At 37.7% G+C, this 22,503-nt stretch carries 22 protein-coding genes; 15 read left to right on the forward strand and 7 right to left on the reverse strand.

Annotated features, from left to right (window positions below; translation table 11 throughout):
• Nucleotides 1–36 precede the first annotated feature (36 nt).
• Nucleotides 37–1,191 carry a type II toxin-antitoxin system HipA family toxin gene (locus B3209_RS04410; protein WP_296664857.1) on the reverse strand — a complete coding sequence of 385 codons (1,155 nt, stop codon included), beginning with the start codon at nucleotides 1,189–1,191 and terminating at the stop codon, nucleotides 37–39.
• Nucleotides 1,188–1,409, reverse strand: a complete 222-nt coding sequence (locus B3209_RS04415) for an XRE family transcriptional regulator (protein WP_296664856.1) — start codon at nucleotides 1,407–1,409, stop codon at nucleotides 1,188–1,190. Before B3209_RS04415 ends, B3209_RS04410 begins: the two co-directional genes overlap by 4 nt.
• Before the next feature lie 160 nt (nucleotides 1,410–1,569).
• Here B3209_RS04415 and B3209_RS04420 point away from each other — a divergent pair, with 160 nt between their 5' ends.
• The 13 genes from B3209_RS04420 to rnhA all read left to right on the forward strand — a co-directional run bounded on the left by B3209_RS04420 (nucleotide 1,570) and on the right by rnhA (nucleotide 15,294).
• Nucleotides 1,570–2,532, forward strand: coding sequence for a substrate-binding domain-containing protein (locus B3209_RS04420; RefSeq protein ID WP_296664854.1), 963 nt, complete (start codon nucleotides 1,570–1,572; stop codon nucleotides 2,530–2,532).
• Nucleotides 2,529–4,019, forward strand: coding sequence for a sensor histidine kinase (locus B3209_RS04425; protein ID WP_296689954.1), 1,491 nt, complete (start codon nucleotides 2,529–2,531; stop codon nucleotides 4,017–4,019). Before B3209_RS04420 ends, B3209_RS04425 begins: the two co-directional genes overlap by 4 nt.
• Complete coding sequence (locus B3209_RS04430) at nucleotides 4,012–5,580, forward strand: response regulator transcription factor (RefSeq protein ID WP_296689956.1); 1,569 nt, start codon at nucleotides 4,012–4,014, stop codon at nucleotides 5,578–5,580. Before B3209_RS04425 ends, B3209_RS04430 begins: the two co-directional genes overlap by 8 nt.
• Nucleotides 5,577–6,614 (forward strand): sugar ABC transporter substrate-binding protein, encoded by a 1,038-nt coding sequence (locus B3209_RS04435; protein WP_296664847.1) that lies wholly within the window; start codon nucleotides 5,577–5,579, stop codon nucleotides 6,612–6,614. The genes B3209_RS04430 and B3209_RS04435 overlap by 4 nt, the downstream gene beginning before the upstream one ends.
• Before the next feature lie 44 nt (nucleotides 6,615–6,658).
• Nucleotides 6,659–7,648, forward strand: coding sequence for an AAA family ATPase (locus B3209_RS04440; RefSeq protein ID WP_295797459.1), 990 nt, complete (start codon nucleotides 6,659–6,661; stop codon nucleotides 7,646–7,648).
• On the forward strand, nucleotides 7,645–8,523 hold the full coding sequence (locus B3209_RS04445) for a DUF58 domain-containing protein (protein WP_296664846.1): 879 nt from the start codon (nucleotides 7,645–7,647) through the stop codon (nucleotides 8,521–8,523). The genes B3209_RS04440 and B3209_RS04445 overlap by 4 nt, the downstream gene beginning before the upstream one ends.
• Before the next feature lie 9 nt (nucleotides 8,524–8,532).
• Nucleotides 8,533–9,582: a hypothetical protein gene (locus B3209_RS04450; protein ID WP_296664844.1), complete on the forward strand. Its 1,050-nt coding sequence runs from the start codon at nucleotides 8,533–8,535 to the stop codon at nucleotides 9,580–9,582.
• A 135-nt stretch (nucleotides 9,583–9,717) separates the two neighbouring features.
• Complete coding sequence (locus B3209_RS04455) at nucleotides 9,718–10,719, forward strand: VWA domain-containing protein (RefSeq protein ID WP_296664842.1); 1,002 nt, start codon at nucleotides 9,718–9,720, stop codon at nucleotides 10,717–10,719.
• Entirely contained in the window at nucleotides 10,716–12,332 is a 1,617-nt protein-coding gene (locus B3209_RS04460) for a VWA domain-containing protein (protein WP_296664840.1), read from the forward strand. Before B3209_RS04455 ends, B3209_RS04460 begins: the two co-directional genes overlap by 4 nt.
• On the forward strand, nucleotides 12,284–13,666 hold the full coding sequence (locus B3209_RS04465) for a hypothetical protein (protein WP_296664838.1): 1,383 nt from the start codon (nucleotides 12,284–12,286) through the stop codon (nucleotides 13,664–13,666). The genes B3209_RS04460 and B3209_RS04465 overlap by 49 nt, the downstream gene beginning before the upstream one ends.
• Before the next feature lie 18 nt (nucleotides 13,667–13,684).
• On the forward strand, nucleotides 13,685–14,242 hold the full coding sequence (locus tag B3209_RS04470) for a Smr/MutS family protein (RefSeq protein WP_296664836.1): 558 nt from the start codon (nucleotides 13,685–13,687) through the stop codon (nucleotides 14,240–14,242).
• Nucleotides 14,243–14,306: 64 nt separating this feature from the next.
• Complete coding sequence (locus B3209_RS04475) at nucleotides 14,307–14,813, forward strand: DnaJ domain-containing protein (protein WP_296664835.1); 507 nt, start codon at nucleotides 14,307–14,309, stop codon at nucleotides 14,811–14,813.
• 22 nt (nucleotides 14,814–14,835) lie between these two features.
• A complete protein-coding gene (rnhA, locus tag B3209_RS04480; RefSeq protein ID WP_296664832.1) occupies nucleotides 14,836–15,294 on the forward strand; it encodes a ribonuclease HI in 459 nt (152 codons plus the stop codon).
• A gap of 44 nt (nucleotides 15,295–15,338) precedes the next feature.
• Here the strand turns inward: rnhA and B3209_RS04485 are convergent, their stop codons facing one another.
• Entirely contained in the window at nucleotides 15,339–15,836 is a 498-nt protein-coding gene (locus B3209_RS04485; protein ID WP_296664830.1) for a flagellar basal body-associated FliL family protein, read from the reverse strand.
• Nucleotides 15,833–17,122, reverse strand: coding sequence for a GTPase HflX (gene hflX / locus B3209_RS04490; RefSeq protein WP_296664829.1), 1,290 nt, complete (start codon nucleotides 17,120–17,122; stop codon nucleotides 15,833–15,835). Before hflX ends, B3209_RS04485 begins: the two co-directional genes overlap by 4 nt.
• 163 nt (nucleotides 17,123–17,285) lie before the next feature.
• Here hflX and B3209_RS04495 point away from each other — a divergent pair, with 163 nt between their 5' ends.
• Nucleotides 17,286–17,561: a hypothetical protein gene (locus tag B3209_RS04495; RefSeq protein WP_296664826.1), complete on the forward strand. Its 276-nt coding sequence runs from the start codon at nucleotides 17,286–17,288 to the stop codon at nucleotides 17,559–17,561.
• A gap of 3 nt (nucleotides 17,562–17,564) precedes the next feature.
• Here B3209_RS04495 and B3209_RS04500 read toward each other — a convergent pair whose 3' ends face one another.
• Both B3209_RS04500 and B3209_RS04505 read right to left on the reverse strand, forming a co-directional pair.
• Nucleotides 17,565–17,957 (reverse strand): acyl-CoA thioesterase, encoded by a 393-nt coding sequence (locus B3209_RS04500; protein ID WP_296664824.1) that lies wholly within the window; start codon nucleotides 17,955–17,957, stop codon nucleotides 17,565–17,567.
• A 16-nt stretch (nucleotides 17,958–17,973) separates the two neighbouring features.
• On the reverse strand, nucleotides 17,974–19,506 hold the full coding sequence (locus B3209_RS04505) for a DUF5312 family protein (RefSeq protein ID WP_296664822.1): 1,533 nt from the start codon (nucleotides 19,504–19,506) through the stop codon (nucleotides 17,974–17,976).
• 85 nt (nucleotides 19,507–19,591) lie between these two features.
• Between B3209_RS04505 and B3209_RS04510 the strand changes: the two genes are divergently transcribed.
• Nucleotides 19,592–21,811 (forward strand): peptidase U32 family protein, encoded by a 2,220-nt coding sequence (locus tag B3209_RS04510; RefSeq protein WP_296664820.1) that lies wholly within the window; start codon nucleotides 19,592–19,594, stop codon nucleotides 21,809–21,811.
• A 96-nt stretch (nucleotides 21,812–21,907) separates the two neighbouring features.
• On the opposite strand, the gene B3209_RS04515 is transcribed toward B3209_RS04510, so the two are convergent.
• Complete coding sequence (locus B3209_RS04515) at nucleotides 21,908–22,363, reverse strand: single-stranded DNA-binding protein (RefSeq protein ID WP_296664818.1); 456 nt, start codon at nucleotides 22,361–22,363, stop codon at nucleotides 21,908–21,910.
• Between the last annotated feature and the right edge of the window lie 140 nt (nucleotides 22,364–22,503).

The following is a 22,503-nucleotide window of genomic DNA, read 5'->3' on the forward strand; positions in this document are numbered from 1 at the left end:
GAGTTTATGGGGAAAAATCCAGTGAAAAAAAAATGGCTATGAATTTATTTTTTCATTCAGGGATTCAAGAGTTTCAAAAATGATTTTTTTATTTATATTTAGCTGCTGCGCCATTAAAGCAAAATCATCTTTGTTGATTTTTTCCAAGTCGTAATGTGTGCCGATTTTCATTGACATTTTCTTGGTCAAAGACGGAAATGATTTTGTAGAAACCACATCGTAAATTGGAGAAAGCCTCGCATTTCCTTTTTGGTCATAGAGAATTGAATAGTTTTTTGCATGGGCATCGCAGTTTCCAATAATGTAGTTAAAAAGAATTTCAGTTATAAAAGCTCGCAAATCAATAATCGGCATAACGGAATGAAGTTTCAGCAAGTCATAAATTTCTTTGATTCCAGGTCCGCCGTCAGACTGATATTTATTTTCCGGCATAATTCCAAGAGCTTGGCACATATCTTCCTGATGAAGTCTTGTGATTTTTCCGTTTTTTATAATGCGGTCGTATCGCTGGACTATAAAGACATCTTTTCCTGCGATTTTTTCAAGCTTTGATTCTGGCACATTTAAGCCGCATTTTTTTGCAAGCTGCATACAGTCATATTCATTTTGCGCTAATGAGGAAAGGCTTCCTTCTCGTGTTGGTTTTAAAATATGAGTTGAAGGCGCGCCATTTAAAGGCAAATACCACTGGTTTTCAAAAAATGCCAATGAAAGCTTTTCCTGTGCGCCAGCAAGAGAAAGCCTAAGCTTGTCATCAGCCTTTAAAAAAGGTCTTTGGGGAATATTCAAAATGAACTCTTCTAGCCGTTCAGCTGAAAGTTTTTCGTAGTTTGAACTGTTTAGTTCGTATTCAGTTTTAAGATTCTTTGGATTAAAATCATCATCTGCAATTGTTATAAATCCTGCGCATTCCTGACCTAAAGATGCAAGAAGTTTTATGTCGCTGAGTTCTGAAATATGTAGATAATTGGCAACTCGTTTTCTTGTAAATTCTTCTGGAAGTAGTCCTGAAAAAAACGGAAGGCATTCTTTCTGAGAAAATTCTTCTTTTTTAAGCGGAAGTGAAAGTGAAATTGCTTTTGAATCTGGAAGTGAAAGATATTCTTCCATATATTGGAATGCAATTCCTCTATTTTCTGTTGTGAATAATTCGCCGCATTTTTTTTCTCCAAAATAAACATTCAGCTTCATTTGTTATCCTCGCGGTTTGTTAAAGAAATGTTTATTCCAAGGATTTGAAGGCAATTTATTACTTTGCCAATGTGAAGAGTTTCTTTGCCGTTTTCAAGCTCGGAAAAAAATCGGTTTCCTACATTGCACATTGCGGCGCATTCAGATTGAGTTAAGTTTAAGGATTTTCTGCGTTTTTTTACAGCTTCTGAAATATCGGCAATAGAGTTTATTATCATATAAATAAGTATAACATTCCCGAACGGTAAAATCTACGATTTTTGGGTACATTTAAATTTATTTATTACCGTTCGGGAATATTTCTAGCAAAGAAAAATTGATAATGACATTAGAATATAAAACTGCTATTATTTTATTGAGTTTATGGGGAAAAATCCAGTGAAAAAAAATGGTTTTGTGCTAAAGGCGGCAGTTCCGCTTGCTGTTCTTTTTGCGGCGGGAATTGTATTTCTTGTGCGCATTGTTTCTGGCATTTCTATTCATGGCGCAGAACTTGAAGGTGAAGACAGAAACTACCATATTCTTGTTGTTGGGCAGGCGGACAGTTCTGTTTTTCTTAACCAGATTTTTGAAGGCGCAAAAAGCTTAAGTCAGGACTATAGCGCGCTGGTGGAATTAAAATCCCCGGACTCCCTTGCAGAAAATATTTCGCTTCAGTCTTTAATTGATTACGGTTCGTTTGTAAATGCGGACGGAATTATTGCTTATGTAAGTTCTTCCGCTTCTGTCTTTAAATCTGTAAACCGCATAGACGGCACAGAAATTCCAGTTATAACAATCGGGCATTATATTGCAGAAAATCCGCAGATTTCTTTTATCGGAAGCAACTATTCAAACCTTGGGCGCAGAATTGGCATTGAATCCGAAGAACTTTTTGAGCCAAGCGGAAAAGCATATATTGTTATAAGCGGAATTTCAGGTAGCCCCAACCACAGCAATCTTTTGAACAGCCTCATGGATTATTACAAAGCCAGGGGAATTTCAAATTTTGAAGTGTTTGACAAATCGCTTAAGGAAAATAGAAAAAGCGTGGAAGAAGTTCTCCTTTATGGAAAAACCGACTGTTGCGCTGTTGTCTGCCTTACAGAAGAAGACACGATTATGGTTCTTCAGCTTGTTGCGGCTTCTTCTGCTTCTGGGCGCATAAAAATTTTAGGCTATGGCGAAAATGAAACTGTAGCCATGTACCTTGAAAAAGGAATTCTTTCCAAGCTTGTTTCGTTCAATCTTAACAAAATTGGAAGAACAGCAATGACAGAACTTTTTGAATACAGAAACAAAGGCTATGCAAATAGCTACATTACAGCTGATCTCCAAGTAAGGAGCGCAGAAAAAAAATGAAGCTTACGGAAAACAAAAGTCTTCGATGGAAAATCATGGCAAGCATAATTGCAGCCTTCCTTATAATGAGCGCGAGTCTTGCGCTTACAATGCTTATGGAGCATTATGTTTTAAAATCCGTGGGCGAATCTTACAAGTCAAATTCCGAGCTGAATGTGTTTGCAAACGATTTGGCGCGGCTTGAAAATTCGCTTGAGCTTTACATTGAATACAGAACGTTTGAAAGCATTGACGCTTATTATGCAAGTTCAGCCAGAGTGGAAGACCTTTGCGATGCGATGCAAGATTCTCCGTCTACAAATGAAGTGCGCCAAAAAGAATATGTTGTGAATCAGTTTGCGCAGTCTTTTCTATATTATAGTTCAAAGGCAGTTGCGGAACGAAGAGCAAACAGCACAAGCGGAAATTTTTATTTGCAGAGTCTTGAATGCTACAGGTTTCTTTTGGAAGAAATTCAAAAACTCAACATTCTATATATGCAGAACAACGCCGAGTTTTATGCCGCGGACAGGAACAATATAAATCTGCTTTTTAAAGTGTATGCTGTTTTTTTTGCGCTTTTCTTTGTTTTTATTCTTGCCCTGCTGAATTTTCTTATAGGAAAAATTACACGTCCTCTTGCAGAAATTTCTTCGGTTGCGCTCCGTGTGGCTCAGCAGGATTTTGATGTTCCGCTTTTTAACAAGAAGTCGCATGATGAAATTGGAAATATTTGCCGTGCCTTTGACAGAATGATAATCAGCATAAGAGAATACATAGACAAAATTTGGGAAAAGGCAAGGACAGAAAACGAGCTTAGGGAACGTCAAATGGAAATGCAGGCTCTTTATGCGGATGCCCAGCTTAAGGCGTTTCAAAGTCAGATAAATCCGCATTTTTTGTTTAACACGCTGAATACCGGGGCGCAGCTTGCAATGATGGAAGGCGCGGACAAAACTTGTTTTTTTATTGAGCAGACTTCGGATTTTTTTAGATACAACATTGCGCAAAAAGAAGACGCTTCAATTGATGATGAGCTTGGACTTGTGGACAGTTTTGTTTACATTATGAAAGTGCGGTTTGGAAAAAGGCTTGAGTTTGTAAAAAATATTCCCGAGCACCACAAATTTTCCCAGAGGCTTCCTGCAATGACCTTGCAGCCGCTGGTTGAAAACTGCATTCAGCATGGCTTGCAAAATTCCATGGGCAAGGTTTTTCTTTCTGTAAAAGAGGCTGACGGCTTTGTTGAAATTCTTGTTGGCGACAACGGAAGCAAATTCGACTGTGGCGTGCGTGAAGAAATTTTAAAGGCTGCAAGAAGCGGCGGAATAAAATCTCTTGCCGCAAAGAAAAATTCTTTGGGGGATAAAACCGGAGAACATACTGGTATTGGGCTTATAAATGTTTTTTCGCGGCTTAGGATTTATTTTCACCGTGATGATGTTTTTGATATTTTTTCTGAAGACGATTCAGAAATGAAGTTTTTAATCAGGATTCCAAATGTATAATATTTTAACTTGTGATGACGAGCAGATTGTGATTGACTCGCTTCAGTTTATAATTAAAAAGAATTTTGAAGGGCAGGTGAATTTGTTTTCCGCGTTGTCAGGAAGCGATGCTGTTTCTGTTGTAAGCCGGGAAAAAATCGACATAATTTTCATGGACATAAATATGCCGGGAATGAGCGGACTTGATGCAATCAGCTGCATAAAAAGCCTTAAACCTTCCGCAGTGATTATTGTCTTGAGCGCGTTTGATAAATTTCAGTATGCGCAGGAAGCCATGAACATTGGCGCGTACAAATATATTACAAAGCCCGTGAACCGCAACATTGTGATTCAGACTGTGCGAAATGCAATGAATCTTGTTGATGAGCGCAACGGAACAACTTCTGGAAATCTGGAACTTCAGAAAAAACTTGATATTGTTTACCCGATGATTGAAAGCGATTTTATTTACTCGTGTATTTTCAGCAAGGCAAAGAACGAAGATTTTCAAAGCTATCTTGACTATTTTAATATGAAAGTTAATGAATATTTTTTTGCCTGCATAGAAGTTCCCGGTTCAGAAAAAAATATATACGAAGCTTGCTCTAAAGTCAGAAAAATTGTTTCGCAAAAATTCAAGTGCTTGACCGGTTCGTTTATGACAAACAGAATAGCTGTTTTTGTTTCTATGGAAAAATCTGCGGAAGGTTTGCAAGATGATTTTCATTCTGCGGTCAAGGAAATATTTACGCTTTTGTCTTTAGAAATCGGACAGAAAATTCGGGCTGGAATAAGCAATTCTTGCGGCAAGCTTGAAGAAGTTTCGGAGTGCTGCAAAGATGCGATTCAAGCCTTGAACAGAACTTCGCCGGACGGAGAGCTGTTGTTTGCGGATGAGCTTTTGAATTTTTCTAGCGGAGATGAAAAAATTCAGGAACTGCACGAGCGTATTTTGAATCGCTTAAAATTAGGAGATGCTGCCGGAGTTCAGTTTTTGGCAGAGCATTATATTGGTGAACTTTTCGAGCAGAATTTTTCACTGGAAAAAATAAAAGGAAATATTTTTGAAGTTTTGATTGAAGCAAAAAATTCTGCAAAGTCCGCAAGTTCTTCATGGAAAAATGCCGCATTTGAAAATCTTTTTTCTGACTTGAGCAAAACTGATTCAAAGGCGGAACTTTTGATTTTTTTTAAGAACAGGCTTTCTGAATGCGCGGCTTTTATTTGCAGCTCAAAAGATGAAAAAGAAAATCCGCTTGTAAAAAAAGTTTTTGGATATATTCAAGAACACATTGCAGAAAATTTTTCGCTTGATGACGCATCTTCTTTTGCGGGCGTAAGTTCTTTTTATTTGAGCAAACTTTTTAAAGAGGAAACAGGCGAAACTTTTATAAACTATGTGACAGACAAGCGGCTGGAAAAAGGCCGGCTCATGCTTTGCGAAACTGAGCTTTCTATAAAGGAAATTTCTGCGGAAATTGGCTACAACGACCAGAATTACTTCAGCAGAATTTTTAAAAACAAGTTCGGAATTTCGCCTACTGATTTTAGAAACACAAATAGAAAACCGGAGTCCTTATGAAAAAACTTTTTTTAGTTTCGACAATCTTTATTTTATTTGTATTTGCCGGCTGCGCAAAAAACAAAAGAAATTTTTCTGTTCAGAAGCAGAATTCTTTTGTAGATGAGAAAAAAACAACAATCGGATTTTCTATAGACACGCTTGCAATTGAGCGGTGGCAGAGAGACCTAGATGTTTTTATGGCGCGCGCAAGAGATTTTGATGCGGACGTTATTGTTCAGAATGCAGGCAACAATGTTGAGGTTCAGAAAAAACAACTCATGTATCTTTTGGATAAAAACGTGGATGTGATTGTTGTTCTTGCGAAAGTTGCAGATTCTTTAAAAGATGAAATTGAAAAAATTCGGGCAAAAAATATTCCTGTCATTGCCTATGACCGCCTGATTTTGAACACAAAAATTGATTTGTATATTACGATTGATTCCGGGCAAGTGGGCGTGATTATGGGAAAAGAACTTCAGCGTATTGCGCCTTTGCGTAATTGGCTTTGCATACTTGGACCACAAGAAGATTACAACATGAAAATGCTTTTGCGTGGGCTTGGCGGAACTATAAAAACTTCCTTGCCGATTATAAATGAAATTTTTTATACGCAGGACTGGAACTATGATTTGTCTCGGCAGAAAATGCTTGATGTTATTACAAGCGGAAAAATTCCGGGCGCGATTATCTGCGGAAACGATGCGGTTGCTGACAGCGTGATTTCTGTTTTGCAGACTTATTATCCAGACAAGCATATTCCGATTTGCGGACAAGACGCTGACATTGCAGCTTGTCAAAACATTGTGCGCGGGCTTCAGGATTTTACAGTTTACAAGCCGATTGTGGAGCTTGCTAGAACCGCCGCTGAAATTTCTGTGAGGGTTGCGCGCGGAGAAAAAATTCAGTCGCTTTCTGATTTAAAATCAATTGACAACAACTTTGCAGAAATTCCTGCGATTCTTTTAGATCCTGTCTTAGTTACAAAAAACAATATTGACAACATTATAATTGATTCTGGCTTTCACACTTATGGTGAAGTTTACATGGAATAGTTTTATAGATATAATTATCGCAAAAAGGAAAATTTGGGGTTCAAATGAAAGTTGTTACAAAAGCTGAACTTGATGAATGTTTTGATTATATAAATAAATGCCGCGCAGAAGTTGCAAAGCGTGTTGTTGGCCAAAAAGATGTTGTAGACGGAATTATCACAGCTCTTATTGCGGGCGGACACGTTCTTCTTGAAGGTGTTCCGGGGCTTGCAAAGACATTGGCGGTAAAAACTTTTGCGGATGTTTCAGGACTTGAATATAAAAGAATTCAGTTTACGCCTGATCTTCTTCCTGCTGATGTTAGCGGAACACTGATTTATGAGCAGGGCACTGGAAAGTTTTCTGTTAGAAAAGGACCTGTGTTTTCAAATCTTGTTCTTGCGGATGAAATAAATCGTGCGCCTGCAAAAGTTCAGTCTGCATTGCTTGAAGCCATGGCGGAGCATCAGGTTACAATTGGCGAAACTACTTACAAGCTGAACGAACCTTTTTTTGTTCTTGCCACACAGAATCCAATTGAGCAGGAGGGAACTTACAGTTTGCCAGAAGCCGAGCTTGACCGTTTCTTGCTAAAACTTCTTATTTCGTATCCTACGCCGGAAGAAGAAATTTCAATTATAAAATCTGAAGGCAGGGCTAATGAAATTCCTGTGAACAAAGTTTTTTCCGCAGCTGCTCTTCAAAAATGCCGGGACGCTGTGGATGCTGTTACTGTTGCTGACAAAATGCTTGCCTACATAGTTTCAATTGTAAATTTTACAAGAGCCGATGTCGCGTTAAAAATGAACCGCCGCAATGACATTCAGCGTTACATTTCATTTGGTGTTTCTCCACGCGCTGGAATTGCTCTTTTAAGATGCGCAAAAGTCCACGCTCTTTTTGAAAACAGAAGCTTTGTTCTTGCGGAAGATGTTCAGGCAGTTGCAAAGCCGGTTTTAAGACACAGGTTAGTTTTAAACTATGAAGCCGCTGCGGACAATATTTCTGCGGACAGTTTGATTTCAAAAATCATAGATTTGATGCCTGTTCCATGAAAAACGACATAAGCCGCCGTGCTTCTCTTTTGCATTTATCTTCTCTTTCTCTTGCTGAAAAAATGAAAAGCGGCTCATTCCGTTCTCTTTACCGTGGACGTGGAATTGAATTCAGCGGAGTCCGTGAATATCTTCGTGGCGATGATGTGCGCGCAATTGACTGGAATGTTACGGCAAGAATGGGAAAGCCATTTGTAAAAATTTTTGAAGAAGAACGTGAGCTTGATGTTTTTATAGTTGCCGACGCTTCTCTTTCCATGTGCGTGGGAACAAGCCAGCAGACAAAACTTGAAAAAGCAATGGAGTGCGCTTCTCTTTTGACGCTTGCTTCATTTTATAATTCTAGTCCTGTTGGCGCAGTTGTTTTTGACGGTGAACTGGAATTCTTTTGTTCTCCAAAATCTGGAAAAAAACATTCGCTTATGCTTTTGTCCCATTTTGAACTTGATAGAAAAAAACAAAAGCCAGGTTCTGTTCTTGACAGCGCGCTTAGAGGAGCAGAAAAACTTTTAAAGAAAAGAAGTCTTGTGTTTGTTATTTCTGATTTTAGGGCTGCGGAATGGCAGGCTTCTTTTGCGCGTCTTTGCCAGAAAAATGATGTCATTGCAATAAAGATAGTTGATTCTTCTGATGACAATATTCCTTCCGTTGGCTCTGTTCTTTTTGCGGATCCAGAAACAGGATACGAAGCTGTTCTTCCGACTTCAAGCCAGAAATTTATCCGTGGCTGGAGAGAAGAAAATGAGCAGCGCAATGAAAACTGGTTTAAAGACTGCGCGCGCCACGGAGGAATTTCTTTGTTTATAAGCACTGTTCAAGATCCTGCTGCAGAACTTATAAAATTTTTCAGCAGCAGGCACAGACATTCATTTTAGGAAAATTGCATGAAGAAAAATCTTTGCTTTATTTTTGGCTTGTGCTTTTTTATTCAGTTTTTTGCTGCGCAGAATTCAAATGAAAATACAGCGGCTTTTGGAACGCAAGTTATGGTTCCGCGCGATGTTTTTATTGGCGACAGCGGACAGATTCAGTATTCGTTCAGAACGCCTGTAGATTTTTTTTCTTTTGCGGATTCCTCAATGATAAAAGATGAAGTTCTTTCGCTTAATCTTTCTTCAAAAGAGCTTTTGGAAAATCCAGATGACTGCCTTGTTACAAAATCTGTTCTTGTAAGAAACGGCGTAAACTACAATCTTTGCATAACGATAATTCCGTGGAAAACTGGAACAATAAAGTTTAAAGAATTCAATTTGGAAAAATTTTGCCGCGGACAAAAAAAGAATGAAGTAGAAAGCGTTGATTTTAAAATTCAACTTGCGCCGGTTACAATTCTTTCACTTGTAGAAAAGCTCGAGGTAAAAAATTTAAAGTCTCCGCAAGCTCCTCTTTTGCTTCCTAATACAAATTATTTTTTGTGGATTGCGCTTTTTTTAGTTGCTGGATTTTTTTCATTGTCTTGCATTGTTCTTATAAGGCTTCCGCATATTTTAAAAAAACTGAAATTCTTAAAAGAGCAGTTTGAACTTTACAGAAATGCAAAGCGGACAAAGAAAAAACTTTCCGCGCTTTTAAAAAAGAAAATTGACGATAAGGACTTTTGCGAAAAATGGCAGCTTGCAATGCGCGAATACTTGGAGTTTAGATTTGCAGTTTCATTTTGTTCTGTGCCCGGAAAAAATGTCGGTGCAAAAATATTTGATATAACGAGCGGACTTGTAGGTGAAAAAGTTTGTGAAGCGATAGAATCTCTTTCGTGTTTTTTTGTGCGCACAGACTACATTCGGTTTGCAAGCGGTTCAATTGATTCTAAACTTTTACCAGCGGAAACTCACCAGGCTTTGTTTGTTAAGAATGAAAAAAAGTCAATGATTGTGGAAACTTGCAAGATAATTGATTTGCTCGAAAAAGGAGAAAGTAATAAAAACTTTGCCTAAAATAGCGTCAAAGTTTTTATTCACAAAGTTTGCGTTGCAAACTTTCTTATCAAATGCAATTTCTGCTAGAAAATTGCACTAAAAAGTCAAATCGAAAGTTGAAACTTTCTCATTGGCTTTTTATAGGAGAAAAAAGTGTTTGAATTTGAAAATCCTCCGGCATTTTTTCTTTTACTTTTAATTCCGGTGCTTTATATTTTGCGTTATATGAAAATTTTTTCACGGCTTTCTTTACCTTTGAATTTAAGCGACTGGAATGGAAGCAATTTTAAGTGGAAGGGAAGTGCAAGAAAGTTTCTTTCTGCTTTCGGAAGAGCACTTTGTGTTTTGTTTTATATTTGCCTTGTTTTTGCTTATGCAGATCCTGTTTTTCATCTTCAGCAAAAAGTTTATTCTTCAAAAGGCTCTTCGGTTGTTTTTGTCTTAGATGTAAGCCCTTCAATGGCAGCAAAAGATATTGGTTCGTTGAGCCGTCTTGAAGCTGCAAAAAATTCCATAGTTTCCATGGCGGAAATGAATGGCGGCTCAGAGCTTGGTCTTGTTGTAATGGCTGAAAATTCCGCTGTCTTAGTTCCTCCAACAATGGACAGAAAATTCTTTTTGAACCGGCTTAAAACGGTAAGCGTTGGAGAACTTGGAGACGGAACTGCAATTGGAACTGGTCTTAGCTGCGCAATTTATCATCTTGAAAAATCAAGGTCGCCAAAAAAAAGCATTGTTCTTATTACTGACGGAGAAAATAATTCAGGCGCGGTTCATCCTCACACAGCGGCTCGTCTTGCTGTGAGCAAAGACATTTCGCTTTACATTCTTGGTGTGGGAACAAGGGGAGTTGTGCCAATTGATTACGTGGATCCCAAGTCAAATAAAGTTTATTCAGGTTATCTTGAATCGAAATTTGATACATCTTCAATTGCGCGTATTGCATCAGAGGGAAATGGAAAATTTTTTGAGATTGAATCTCTTTCCGCATTGTCGCAAGCAGTTTCTTCAATTTCAAAAAATGAAAATGTTGCGCAAAGTTATTACATAAAGAATCAAGATATATTTTATTACAGACAGTTCTTGATTGCCGCAGTTATTTTGGCTTGTCTTGCCTGGATTGTGCGCAGATTGCTTTTGCAGGAGACTTTATGAATTTTTCTGTTAAAAGTCCATTTTCGTTTTATCTTTTTATTCCTCTTGTTTTTGCGTTTGTGTTTGTTGTAGCGCGGTATCTTCGTTTAAGAAAAAATATATGCGGAAAAGTTTTTGAATTTAAAAACGGCTCTTTTAGAATTGCAGTTTGTTTTTGGAGCAGAACTTTTTTTAGATTTTTAAGCGGAATTTGTGTTGTTCTTGCACTTGCAGGAATTTCATTTGGAACAGATTCTGTGCCTGTTCAGAAAAATGGAAAAGCCGTATCTCTTGTGTTTGATATTTCTTATAGCATGGAGGCAAAAGATGCGCCCGGCGGAATTTCAAGACTTCAGGCAGTTTCTAGTTATGCAAGCGAACTTTTGGGCAGAATGAACGGATGCGCTGTTTCTGCTGTTCTGGCAAAAGGAGACGGAATTACTGCTGTTCCGCTTACAGAAGATTTTCAGAGTGTAAGAAGTTTAATAGAAAATCTTTCACCTTTGCTTATGACTTCCGAGGGAACAAGTCTTGGCAACGGGATAAAGGCCGCGCTTTCTTCTTTCCCTGAGCAGTCTTCGGCGGCTTCGTTTATCTGGCTTTTTACTGATTGTGAGGAAACAGACAGCAGCCTTCAGTCTTCTCTTTCTGAATGTTTAAAAGCTGGAATTCCAGTTGTGATTATCGGATTCGGCTCTGAACGTGAAAGTGAAATTTTTGCAGGAGACGGAATTACAAAAGTAAAAACAGCTTTAAGATCTGGTAGCGTTGAAAAAATGATTTTATCTTTAAAAGAAAAATTTGTTTCTGCCAAAAGAAATAGCTCTGCGCCTTCTGTTGCTTACATCGATGCTTCGGAAGTGGGGTCTGCTGCTGCTATTTTAAAAATGCTTGATTTTAATGGTTCGTTGCCGTCAGTTTCTTATGAAGTTCAGAGTACTCAGCGTTACGGACTTTTTATTTCACTTGCAATTTTATTTTTCCTTGCTTCAATTCTTTTTGGTGAACTTGATATTGCAGGCGGAAAGAAAAAATTGATTTCATCTGTTTCCGTAGCCTCTCTTGTTTTTTTGTTCACAGGATGTTCGCCTCGTTTTAATGACGGCATAAGAATTTTTGAAGGAAAACTCGATTGGTCTAAACAGGATTATCAAAATGCAGTCGGAGATTTTTTGGAAACAGCTTCAAATGCACAAGCCCGTGGAGATTTTTTTGTTGAGCAGTATGCGGTATTTGGGCTTGGCTCAACTTATCTTATGCAAGGTGAAACTGACGCTGCGTTAAAAAGATTTTCGCAAGTGTATGAAAATGCTCCAGATAAAATTAAGTTTGCAATTCTTTATAACTCTGGAATAATTGCGCATCGCAACGGAGATTATAAATCGGCAACTGATTTTTTCAAAAAAGCTATTTTAATAGACAGCACCAGCATAAATGCAAAAATCAACCTTGAGCTTTCTTTAAGAGAAAATTCGGAACATTCAAGAGATTCTGCTCAGGAGCTTGTGCCTTTGTCGGAAAATAAAGAAGAACAAAATATTCAAAATGCGCTTTATTCTATAATTCGGGAGGATGAAAGACAGCAATGGAAAAATATGCAAAAAGATTCAGAACGGACTTCCCGCGATTACTAATTTTTGTCTTGCTTGTTATGCAGGCATTTTCTGTTTTTGCAAAGCCAGTTTCATGGAATTATCTATGGAGCTTGCGGTTCAGGCAAAATCAGGAAACTTTATTTACAGAAACCGACAATTCATTTTATGTTGAAATTGAAGGCGTTACTCCAGATAGCATTCAGCTTGCGGTAAATTCCCTTCCGCATAATGTAAGTTTTGTTTCGTCAAAAAAAGAAACTGTTATGATAAAAAGCGGAAATGGACAGAACGAAAAATATTCAGCAGGAACAAGAATTACAATCTGGATGAAATTTTTAAAAACTGGATTTTATAAAATCAGCCCGATTGATCTTGTTATAAACGGAAGCTTCTATCAAATTCCATTTAATCCTGTTGAAGTTTTTGAAAATCCAAGATTTATAAATCCGCAGATTTCAGTTTCTTTTAACAATCTTAATATTCCTTCAAAACGAAAAATTGCTGAAGCTTATGAAGGACAGCACATTGTTTTTACAGTGAATGTGAAATACGCAAATTCTGTAAAAAATATTTCTTGGAATATTCCGGAAGATTCTGTATTTAAAAAACTGAGGGAATTTAATTTTTCTGGCGAAGATTCTTTTTCCACGGAATTCAAGCCTGTTGCTGTGTTTGACTGGCAGCCTTTAAAAGCTGGAAACTGGACTCTTCCTGAAATTTTTGTTACAGCAGTTTCATACAATGGAACAATTAGCGACATAAAAACTCCGCCTATTGCATTTAAGATTAATGAAAAAAAATTAACGGACAGCAAGCCAAAGCAAGAAAGTCCTTTTGCCTACGCTTTTATAGAGCCTTCAAATTTTGATAAAAATGTTTCCAAGCCGGAAGCTAAAAATTATGACATTTTGAATTTGATTGAGCTTCATAAAAAGGAACGTCATTCAATTCCGTTTTTTAATTCAGCATTTAAAGAAAGAAGGCAGATAGAGCTTTCTGTTGGACTTTCTCCATCTGGAATTGAACCGAGTGTTGTTTTCTTTGCTATGATGTTTTGCGCAGCTTTTATTTTGCTGATGGTTTCAGTTTTGCTTTTTATTTTCAAGCGGAAAAAAACTTGTGCAATTTTTGTTTCTTTATTTGTAACATTCGCAGTTTTTTTGTCGATATATGGATACCATTTATTTGCTTCCCGCGGAATTTATGCAGGCGGAACAATGAGTCCAATTCCAGAAAAAACAGCTCCAACTGGTGTAACCATTCAGGCTGGAAGCGTTGTTTCTATAATAAGAACTGCGGGCGGCTGGATGTACATAAGGCACAATGATACTTACGGCTGGGTTTTGTCTGAAAATGTTTATTTAATAAAATAAGTTCGGAGGGAAAAAGAAATGGACTTTGGTGATATTTTGTCGCAATGGGATTCCATTCAAAAGAAGCCTGCTCAAAAAAATAAAGGACCTCAAGTTTGCCGTAAAAAGGCAAATGCTCCCACAAAAGAAGAAAAAGAAGCCGCGCGCCAAGGTTATTCCTATGAGCAGATTATGGAGCAAGATAACAAGAAACGCATAAATCCTATGGAACTTTGGCTTAGGCGATATGGCACAGTAGACAAAGACAAGGCGTTTGAAGAAAACGAGCGTCAGGAAAAATTGAATGATATAAATTATTTAAAGATGCTTGCTCCGGAAGCTACGATAGATTTGCATCAGCTTACAAGAGAAGAAGCTTGGGATAAACTTAAGATTTTTGTTGACAGCTGCTATATTCGAAAGCTCAAGAAAATTCTTATTATCCACGGAAAAGGAAACCACAGCCATGGAACAGATCCAGTTCTTGGACAGGTTGTGCGCCTTTTTATTGAGCAGGACAAGCGGCTTGGAACTTCTGGACATCCAGACAGAAATCATGGTGGTTCTGGAGCAACTTGGGTAATAATAAAAAATTAGATTTTTTTCAATTGATTTATTTATTGGATTTTAGTAAGTTTAGTTTTAAGAGTTGTTTGCTGATATGGAAAATTTGTATAAAGTTTTGAATGTTGAAAAAAATGCTTCTGCAGAAGAAATTAAAAAAGCCTATAGAAATTTAGCATTTAAATTTCATCCAGACAGAAATCCGGGCGATAAATTCGCGGAAGAAAAGTTTAAAAAGATAAACGAAGCTTATTCAGTTTTAGGTGATGAAACAAAACGCCGCCAGTATGACCAATACAACATGAACGGCTTTTCTGAAAATTTTCAGCAGAATAGCGGATTTTATCAAGGCGACCCTTTTGCAGATTTTTTCAATAACAGAAATTATCAATACACTTACACTTATTCTTCAAAAAATTCAGAGAGCAAAAAAAGTTTTTCTGTAATAGGATTTTTCTTAAGCATAGTTCAAATTTTGTTCTGCTTCTTGGGATTTACCACAGTTGGCAGGTGGAGCTTTTTGCTTGGCATTTTATTTTTTATCGGATTTGTCAACGGAATAAAATCAGCGGCAGGAAATTTAAAATGGATTCTTGCGGAATAAAAAAAAGTGAAAGGAAATTTTAATGGAAAATAATTCAGGCATTGTTGTTTATACTGATGGCGGCTGCCGCGGAAATCCTGGATGCGGAGGCTGGGGCTGCGTTATCATTGACGGCGAAAAAGAATATAAATTTTCAGGCGGAGAAAAACTTACAACAAACAACCGCATGGAACTTATGGCGGCAATCAGCGCGCTCAATGCAATTGCTAAAAATGCGCTTTGGAAAAATCAGCATATTTCAGTTTATTCAGATAGCCAGTATGTAAAAAACGGAATAACTTCTTGGATTCAAAACTGGAAAAAAAACGGCTGGAAAACTTCCGCAAAGAAACCTGTTCTTAACAAAGATTTATGGATTCAACTTGATTCAGTTTACAATCTTCTTGATATCGAATGGAAGTGGGTTAAAGGACATGCGGGTATAAAGTATAATGAAATTTGCGACGAACTTTGCAATATGGAAATGGATAAGCAAAGTTAAAAAATTGTTTGCAAGCAATATTTTTACTGTAAAGAGAATATTTTTTACTCTATAAAAATATAATCATTGAAATAAACCGCTCGAATTTGTCCCATTACAAGATTTTCGTTTATTTTTTTAAGCAGTTCTTCCTTTATTAAATTTTCTCCTTTTGACCGGATTTGGCTGAAAGTGAACGAAGAAAAATAATTTGTGAAAATCGACTTTATCTGCCGTTCCTTTAATGAAAGCTCTTCAAACAAAGCCTTGTCTTCTGCAGGGTACGAAAACCATGGGGAAACAACGATTACAACTTGCTCGTCTTTTTCTGAAATTTGTTTTGCAAAAATTCGCAACTGTCCAATGTCCGTGAATGCGTCCATGCTTTTTTCTTTTCCGGCGTTCATGTTTGTGATTTTCTTTGGACTTGGATCTGATTTTCTGTATGCGCTCGCAGGATTTTCTTTTGTGAATATATAAAATGCAATTGTAACAATTATTATTGTAAGAAGAATTACGCCTGCAAATGAAAAAAGAAATTTGTTCAGTTTATTCAGATTCATACAATAAATTCCTTTAGCAAAGAAAGTGTTCTTGTTGTTGCGCTCCCGTTTTCATCGAATGTTCCAGGAATTCTTGCAGTCAACTCGATGAAATTTTCAAGCCACTCTTCTTTTTCAATTGTTCCATTTTTTCTTGCAAGTTCAACCAAGTCAGCTTTTTCCATTGGGATTTTGAATTTCCGCTCTGTGCCAAGAAGATTTTCTGTAAGAACTGAAATTATTTCTTCAAATCCGAGCTCTGTTTTTGCGCTTGCATGAATTGCGTTTGGAAAAGCTTTGTTCAACTGGGATACAGTGATAAAATTTTCTTTTACAAGATCGAATTTGTTCAAGATAACGGCTTGCGGAATTTTTTCAGCGTGAATTTCTTTCAGAACTTTCTGCACTTGTTGATATTGTTTTTCGCAATCAGGATCGGAAGAATCAACCACGATCAAAAGAAAGTCAGAAAGAGAAGTTTCTTCCAGCGTGGATTTAAATGCATCGATTAAAGTATGCGGAAGATTTGAAATAAATCCAACAGTGTCTGTCATTAAAACAGACGAGGCTTCCGAAAGTGCGAATTTTCTTGTGGTTGGATCTAGCGTTGCAAAAAGTTTGTTTTCTACAAGAACATCTGCCCCGGTAAGCGCATTGAGCAAACTTGATTTTCCGGCGTTTGTGTAGCCAACCAAAGAGCAAGTTGCGGCTGCGGTTCGTTCCCTTTGCTTTCGTTGGATGTTTCTGTTTATTGCTACTTGCGCAAGTTCTTTTTTTATCTGAACGATTTTATCTTCAATTTGACGGCGATCAAGTTCTAGCTGAGTTTCGCCGCTTCCTTTGTTTCCGAATGAGCCGCCTCTTTGCCGCGCCATGTCTCCGTAGGTGTGGCTTAGTCTTGGAAGTGAATATTGGAGTTTTGCAAGTTCTACCTGAAGGCTTGCTTCTTTTGTCTGTGCACGTGAATCAAAAATTCTTATTATTACTTCGTTTCTGTCAAAGACCGGAATACTGGCAAGCTTTTCCCAGTTGCGCTGCTTGGACGGATCTATTTCCCAGTCAAAAATTATGCAGTCCGCAAAAACTTCTTTTGCCTTGTCCACAATTTCCTGAGCTTTTCCTGTGCCCATTCCGTAGGCTGGAGTCGGCTCTATGCGTGTAAGCACAATTGTGCCTGCAATTTCCATGTCCAGCGTTTGCACTAGACTTTGCAGTTCCTTTGGCTCTGGATTTCCGTTTTTCTTATCTGGCGCGCCGACTAAAAGGCATTTTACTTTTTGTTCTTGCTCTTGCTGAATTTCAATCATAAAATTTATTATACATTTTAAAATAAACAAATGAAAGTGCGGCTTAAATTTTGCATTATGCTAACTTTTTGCTTGATTTTTCTTTGGAATTTTCAGAAAATAAATGTGCTAAACTTTTTTATCCTTATGTCGAAAATTTATAAGTTCAGGACTCTAAAAGAAAATGTCGGAATTTGAAAAAGAACAAAAAATCTGTAATCCTTCCTCTTCTTCTTCGGAGCATGGACTTATGAAAAAAGCTCTTGAAATTACAAAGACAAACAAGACTTGCACTTCGGGACTTCTTTCAAAAATTACAAAATCATCATTAAGGACAAAAAATATGACTAAGGCAATTGTTGAGCAGAACGGAATCTTTACAATAAAAGAAAATCTTGAAACTTCATCGGTAAAACAAGATCCCGGCTTAAAGGCTTTAGTTGATTCTGTTTTAAAATAAATTTTATGGGCGAAGTCCGTCTACAATAAATTCTTTTGGAAGGCGGGCGGGCGCATTGTTTTTTACAGAAGCCCAAGTTACATCAGCTTCCGCACAAATGTGTCCGTCTTCTTTCTTTATAGTCTGATGAAAAGTTCCGCTTACAGCTCCAAGTTTTACAGGAGTTGTTTCTATTGTCAGATTATCATCAAGAAATGCTGAATTCTTGTAGAAAATATCAATGTGCGTTACGTAAAGATAGTAGCCAGCTTCTACAATTCCCTTGTAGTTGAATCCAATTTGGTGCAGATAATCCATGCGCGCTGTTTCAAGATAATTTAAATAAACTGCATTGTTTACATGGCTGTAACTGTCGCATTCGTAAGAGCGGACTGTAAGATTTGTTGTGTAAGTCATAGATGCTCCGTGGTTTTTAAGCGTCTTCGTTTACTTCAATATGGAAATTCTGCATAAGGGAAACAAAAGAAAAAATTTCCTTGTATACGCCGATGCACATTTGCTTGAGCTTTCCTTCCGCAAAATGATCTATGTCTTTCCAGTTTCTTATTAAAGTTGGGTGCGGCTTTATGCAGTCCTCAAGAACCATTTTAAGATTTCTTCCATAAGTGATGAAAAGATTTACAGAACCAAGAATGATTCTTGCTGCGGAAGTATTTACGAAATTCAGTGTTGAATGAATTATGTTTCTTGATTCCTTGTCGCGTTCTGTTCGCGGAAGATGAGTTTTCATTTTTAAGCCAAGATCAACACTGTCATCAAGACTGTTGTCAAGTGCTATGATTTTGTCTGCGTTTTCAATAAGCTGATGGAAAGCTTCGCTCATTGGGGTTGCTAGCTGCTGGCTTGCCCATTCACCGCGGACAAGAAGAATGTCAGAAAGTTCCTTTACATCTTTTTTTACATAATCGAGAATAAATTTCTTTAAGTATGCAAGAGGCTCGCAATATTCAAACCTTCCAATTTCCTTGCGTTCAAAAGGCGCGCTCCCTGCTTCTGTATAAAATTTTAGTTTTTCTATTTGAGTTGTTCCAAAAATTTGGTTCAGAAGAACTTCTATTTTTCCTTCCGTCTGCTTTTCTTTTAGAGCAGATAAAGTATTTTCCGCCTGTTTTTTTACTTCCGTGATAAAATCGTCAACGATGTACAAATCTTTTGTTGTGTAAACTTCATTGTAAGATGGATCTTCGGAAATAAGCTGAATGAGCATTTCAATAATTTTGTTTTCTTTTAAATAGCGGATTCTTGCAAGGATTTTTTTCCAAACGCCAAGAGAAACCGGATCTGCGCCCTTTACTTTTTTTATCAGCTTGAAAACTTCGTCCCAAGAAGAATCAAACTGAATCGACCAAGCGACATCCATGAAATTTTTCAAGTCTTCAAGAACATAAGTTCCGCTTATAGGCATAAATCTTGGCGGATTTGAAAAGTTGTGCTCTTTAAGCGAACTGTCGAATTTTTTGAGCATAAAGAAATAATCGAACTGCACGAAATTTACAAAGCCCATGAGTTTTGTATAAACGCCATCGATTGCAGAAATTTTGTTGCTGTCGAATTCTGCGGAAAAGGCGTCCACATAAAGTTTTGTTTGCTCAAAAACTTCTTTTAGCGGCTTTTTCTTTGCGGCGTCTATAATTGCAAGTTCCGAAATGTTCCCTAGCGATTCAAGCTGTTTGTCCGAAAGAGAATTGTCAATTACAATCCGTTTAAATGCTTTTGGATTTATAGACTGAAGCATTGCCTGCGCTGGTGAAATTGCTTTATATATTTCGTAAAAGAATTTTGCAAAGCTTGAATCTATTTCATTAGAAGAAGTCTTGTAAAAATGATATTTGGTCTTAGAAAGGCTTTTTGCAATGTTTTTTAAGGCACGTTTTTTTGCGGCCTCTGGACTGTTTCCTCCAAAGAATGAATTAAGCAAGTCCTTAAAAAAATTTCGATTCCCCATGCGGAAAATATACCTAAATAAACGAGCTTATTCAAGGCGGTTATCTTGCAATGACAAACTTAAAGAAAACTTGTATACTGAAAAAATGACAGAATTATTAGCTCCTGCGGGAAATATTGAAGCGCTTGATGCTGCTATAGGCGAAGGCGCGGATGCAGTTTACATGGGTTTGAAGAGTTTTAATGCAAGACTTAGATCTTCAAATTTTGCATGGAATCAGTTTGAGGCTGCTGTTCAAAGCGTGCACCGGCTTGGCAAAAAAATTTATGTAACTGTAAATACTGTTTGTGAAGAAAACGAAACAGAGCGTCTTTATAGATTTCTTTCATATTTAAATAAAATTGGACCGGACGGAATAATTGTTCAGGATTATGGCGTAATCAGAATGTGCCAGGAATTTTTTCCGGACTTGGAGCTTCATGCGTCAACACAGATGAATGTGGAAAGCGCGGCTGCTGCAAATCTTTTGTGCAAGCAGGGCGTAAAGCGTGTTGTTGTTGCGCGTGAGCTTGGACTTGAGGAAATCCGTGCAATAAAGGCAAAAACAAATGCCGAGCTTGAAATGTTTGTCCATGGCGCGCTTTGTGTGAGTGAATCAGGGCTTTGCCTTTTTTCAAGCTATCTTGGTGGAAAATCAGCTAACCGTGGAGTCTGCACTCAAGCTTGCCGTAGAATTTATTCAGCTGAAATTCCTGGAACTGTTGCAAACGGATATTATTTTTCTCCTTGCGACTTGGAACTTATTTCCCATGTTCCAGAACTTATGGAAGCGGGCGTTGACAGCTTTAAAATTGAAGGCAGAATGAAAAGCGCAGAATATGTTGGAGCTGTAACCGCCGCCTACCGTTATGTAATGGATCATTGGCGTGAAGATAAAAAAGGTTCTATTGCAGAAGGCAAGCGAATTTTAAGTACAGATTTTGCGCGTTCAAAAACCGATTATTGGTATGGCTTTAAATCCGTAGAGGAAGGTGTTGATTCAGCTGGCGAAAAAATTTTGAATCCAAAGCAGGCTGGAGGAACTGGAATTTTCCTTGGAAAAATAAATCAGACAAGACCTGCCTCCGCTTCTGAAAAAGAACAATACGCATCTTCTTTGGAAAAGAAACAGGAATTTTCTATTCAAATGGCAACAATTTCTGGAGGCGACTACAACCCGGATCCGGGAGACAGCATTCGTCTGCATAAAAAAGATGACACAGGCCGCGAAAGCCACAAAATCCGCGTTCTTTCCGAGGACGTAAAAGGTTCAAGGTGGATTGACATTCCTTCTGGATTTTCCAAGGGAGACAGCGTTTACCTTTTGCAGACAAAATCCATGTCCAAGCGTTATAAAAGAGTTCTTCCGTCTGACCTTTCAAAATTTAGAAAACAGCCCGGCCCTGAACGCTTGCCGATTTTGGATCTTACTCCGCTTGCAAAAAATGAGCTTAGCTGGTTTCCGGAAGGACTTTATATTCAGGTTTCGACTGTGGCGGATGCGCATATTGTTTCTTCTCTTCATCCGGTGCGGCTTATAATTGAACTTAATTCCGAAACAACTTATGATCTTCTGAACAAAGATTCGCCTGCAAAACCGTTGCTTCCGTACAGTAAAAAAATGACTGTGATTTCGCTTGATCCGTTCTTTGCTGAAGGAAAATCAGAAGAATTTGAAAACATTGTTTTAGTTCTTGTGGAAAAAGGATATTCAACTTTTATTGTAAACAACATTGCGCATATAAATATTCTGAAAAAATACAAGGTAAATTTGATTGCCGGTCCTTATCTTTACACTTTTAACCGCTGGGCCGTAAGCTTCCTTGAAAACAGCAATATTATGGCGTTGCAGTCTCCTGCAGAAAATTCTGAAAAAAACCTTGAAACTGTTTTTGAAAACTCTTTGGAGCGTTCACGTGTTCTTCTTAGCGTTTTCTCTTATCCAGTTTTGTTCCGAATGAGATTCAAGCTGCCGGGCGATTATGATTTTACTTATTTCAGCGACAAAGAAGGCATGGGATTTAAAGTGAATTCAACGCCGGACGGTTCGTTTGTAATGCCGGAATATCCGTTCAGTCTTTTGGACAAAATGGAAACTTTAAAAAGCAAAGGCTGGACACATCAGCTTATAGACTTTTCAAAGACAAAAATTTTAAAGAGCGACATAAAAAACCTTGTTTCAATTATACAGAAACATGATTTTATAGAAGGAGCTTCCAGATTTAATTGGAAAAATGGATTTTACAACCCAGAAAAAATGGAAGCTTATCAGGCGGCTCAGGCTAGAAATGCCCAGACTGCAAAAGACAATAAGAAGCGAAAATAATCATTGAAAAAGAATGTCATTCCCCGATTCTGTCGGGGAATCCGCTATAATTTGCACATGGATTGTCAGATTATCGGGTCAAGCCCGATAATGATATTAGAATTCCAAATCATCTTCTAGCGGCTCACAAAATTCATCGGGCGCAGCTTCAAGAGATTCTTCTTTTGATTTTTTTCCAGATGTTTTTTTAGGAGCTGGAAGAGCTTTTTCTTCAGCTTTTTTGGGAATCGGCTTAAAATCAACGTGCTCGGCGATTATTTCTATGATGCTGCGTTTTTTTCCGTCTTCGGTTTGCATTGTTGTCTGCTTGAGTCTTCCGACTACACGGATTCCTCTTCCTTTTGGGCACCATTTTTCGCAAAGTTCAGCGGTTTGTCCGAATGTCGCGACATCAAAGTACGAAACTTCATCAACGTAGTTTCCGTCGCTGGCTTTGTACTTTCTGTTTACGGCAATTGGAATCCGGCAGAATGAAGCTCCGTTTTTGCAGTTTTTTCTTTCTGGCTGGCGTACAACATTTCCTTCCAGAATAATTTGATTCAAGGCATTCATAAAATCCTCCATAAAAATAAAATAATTTTTCCGAAGCTTTTTGCTTTCGTGATTTCAATTAAATTTATTTCCGTTTTTTTACAAAAAATGCTTTCCTTCAAAAATAAATTTCAGAAATTTCCTTTAAATAAAAACACCTG

Origin of the sequence: Treponema sp. UBA6852 (genome assembly GCA_002449305.1) — a bacterium.
Classification (GTDB): Bacteria; Spirochaetota; Spirochaetia; order Treponematales; family Treponemataceae; genus Treponema_D.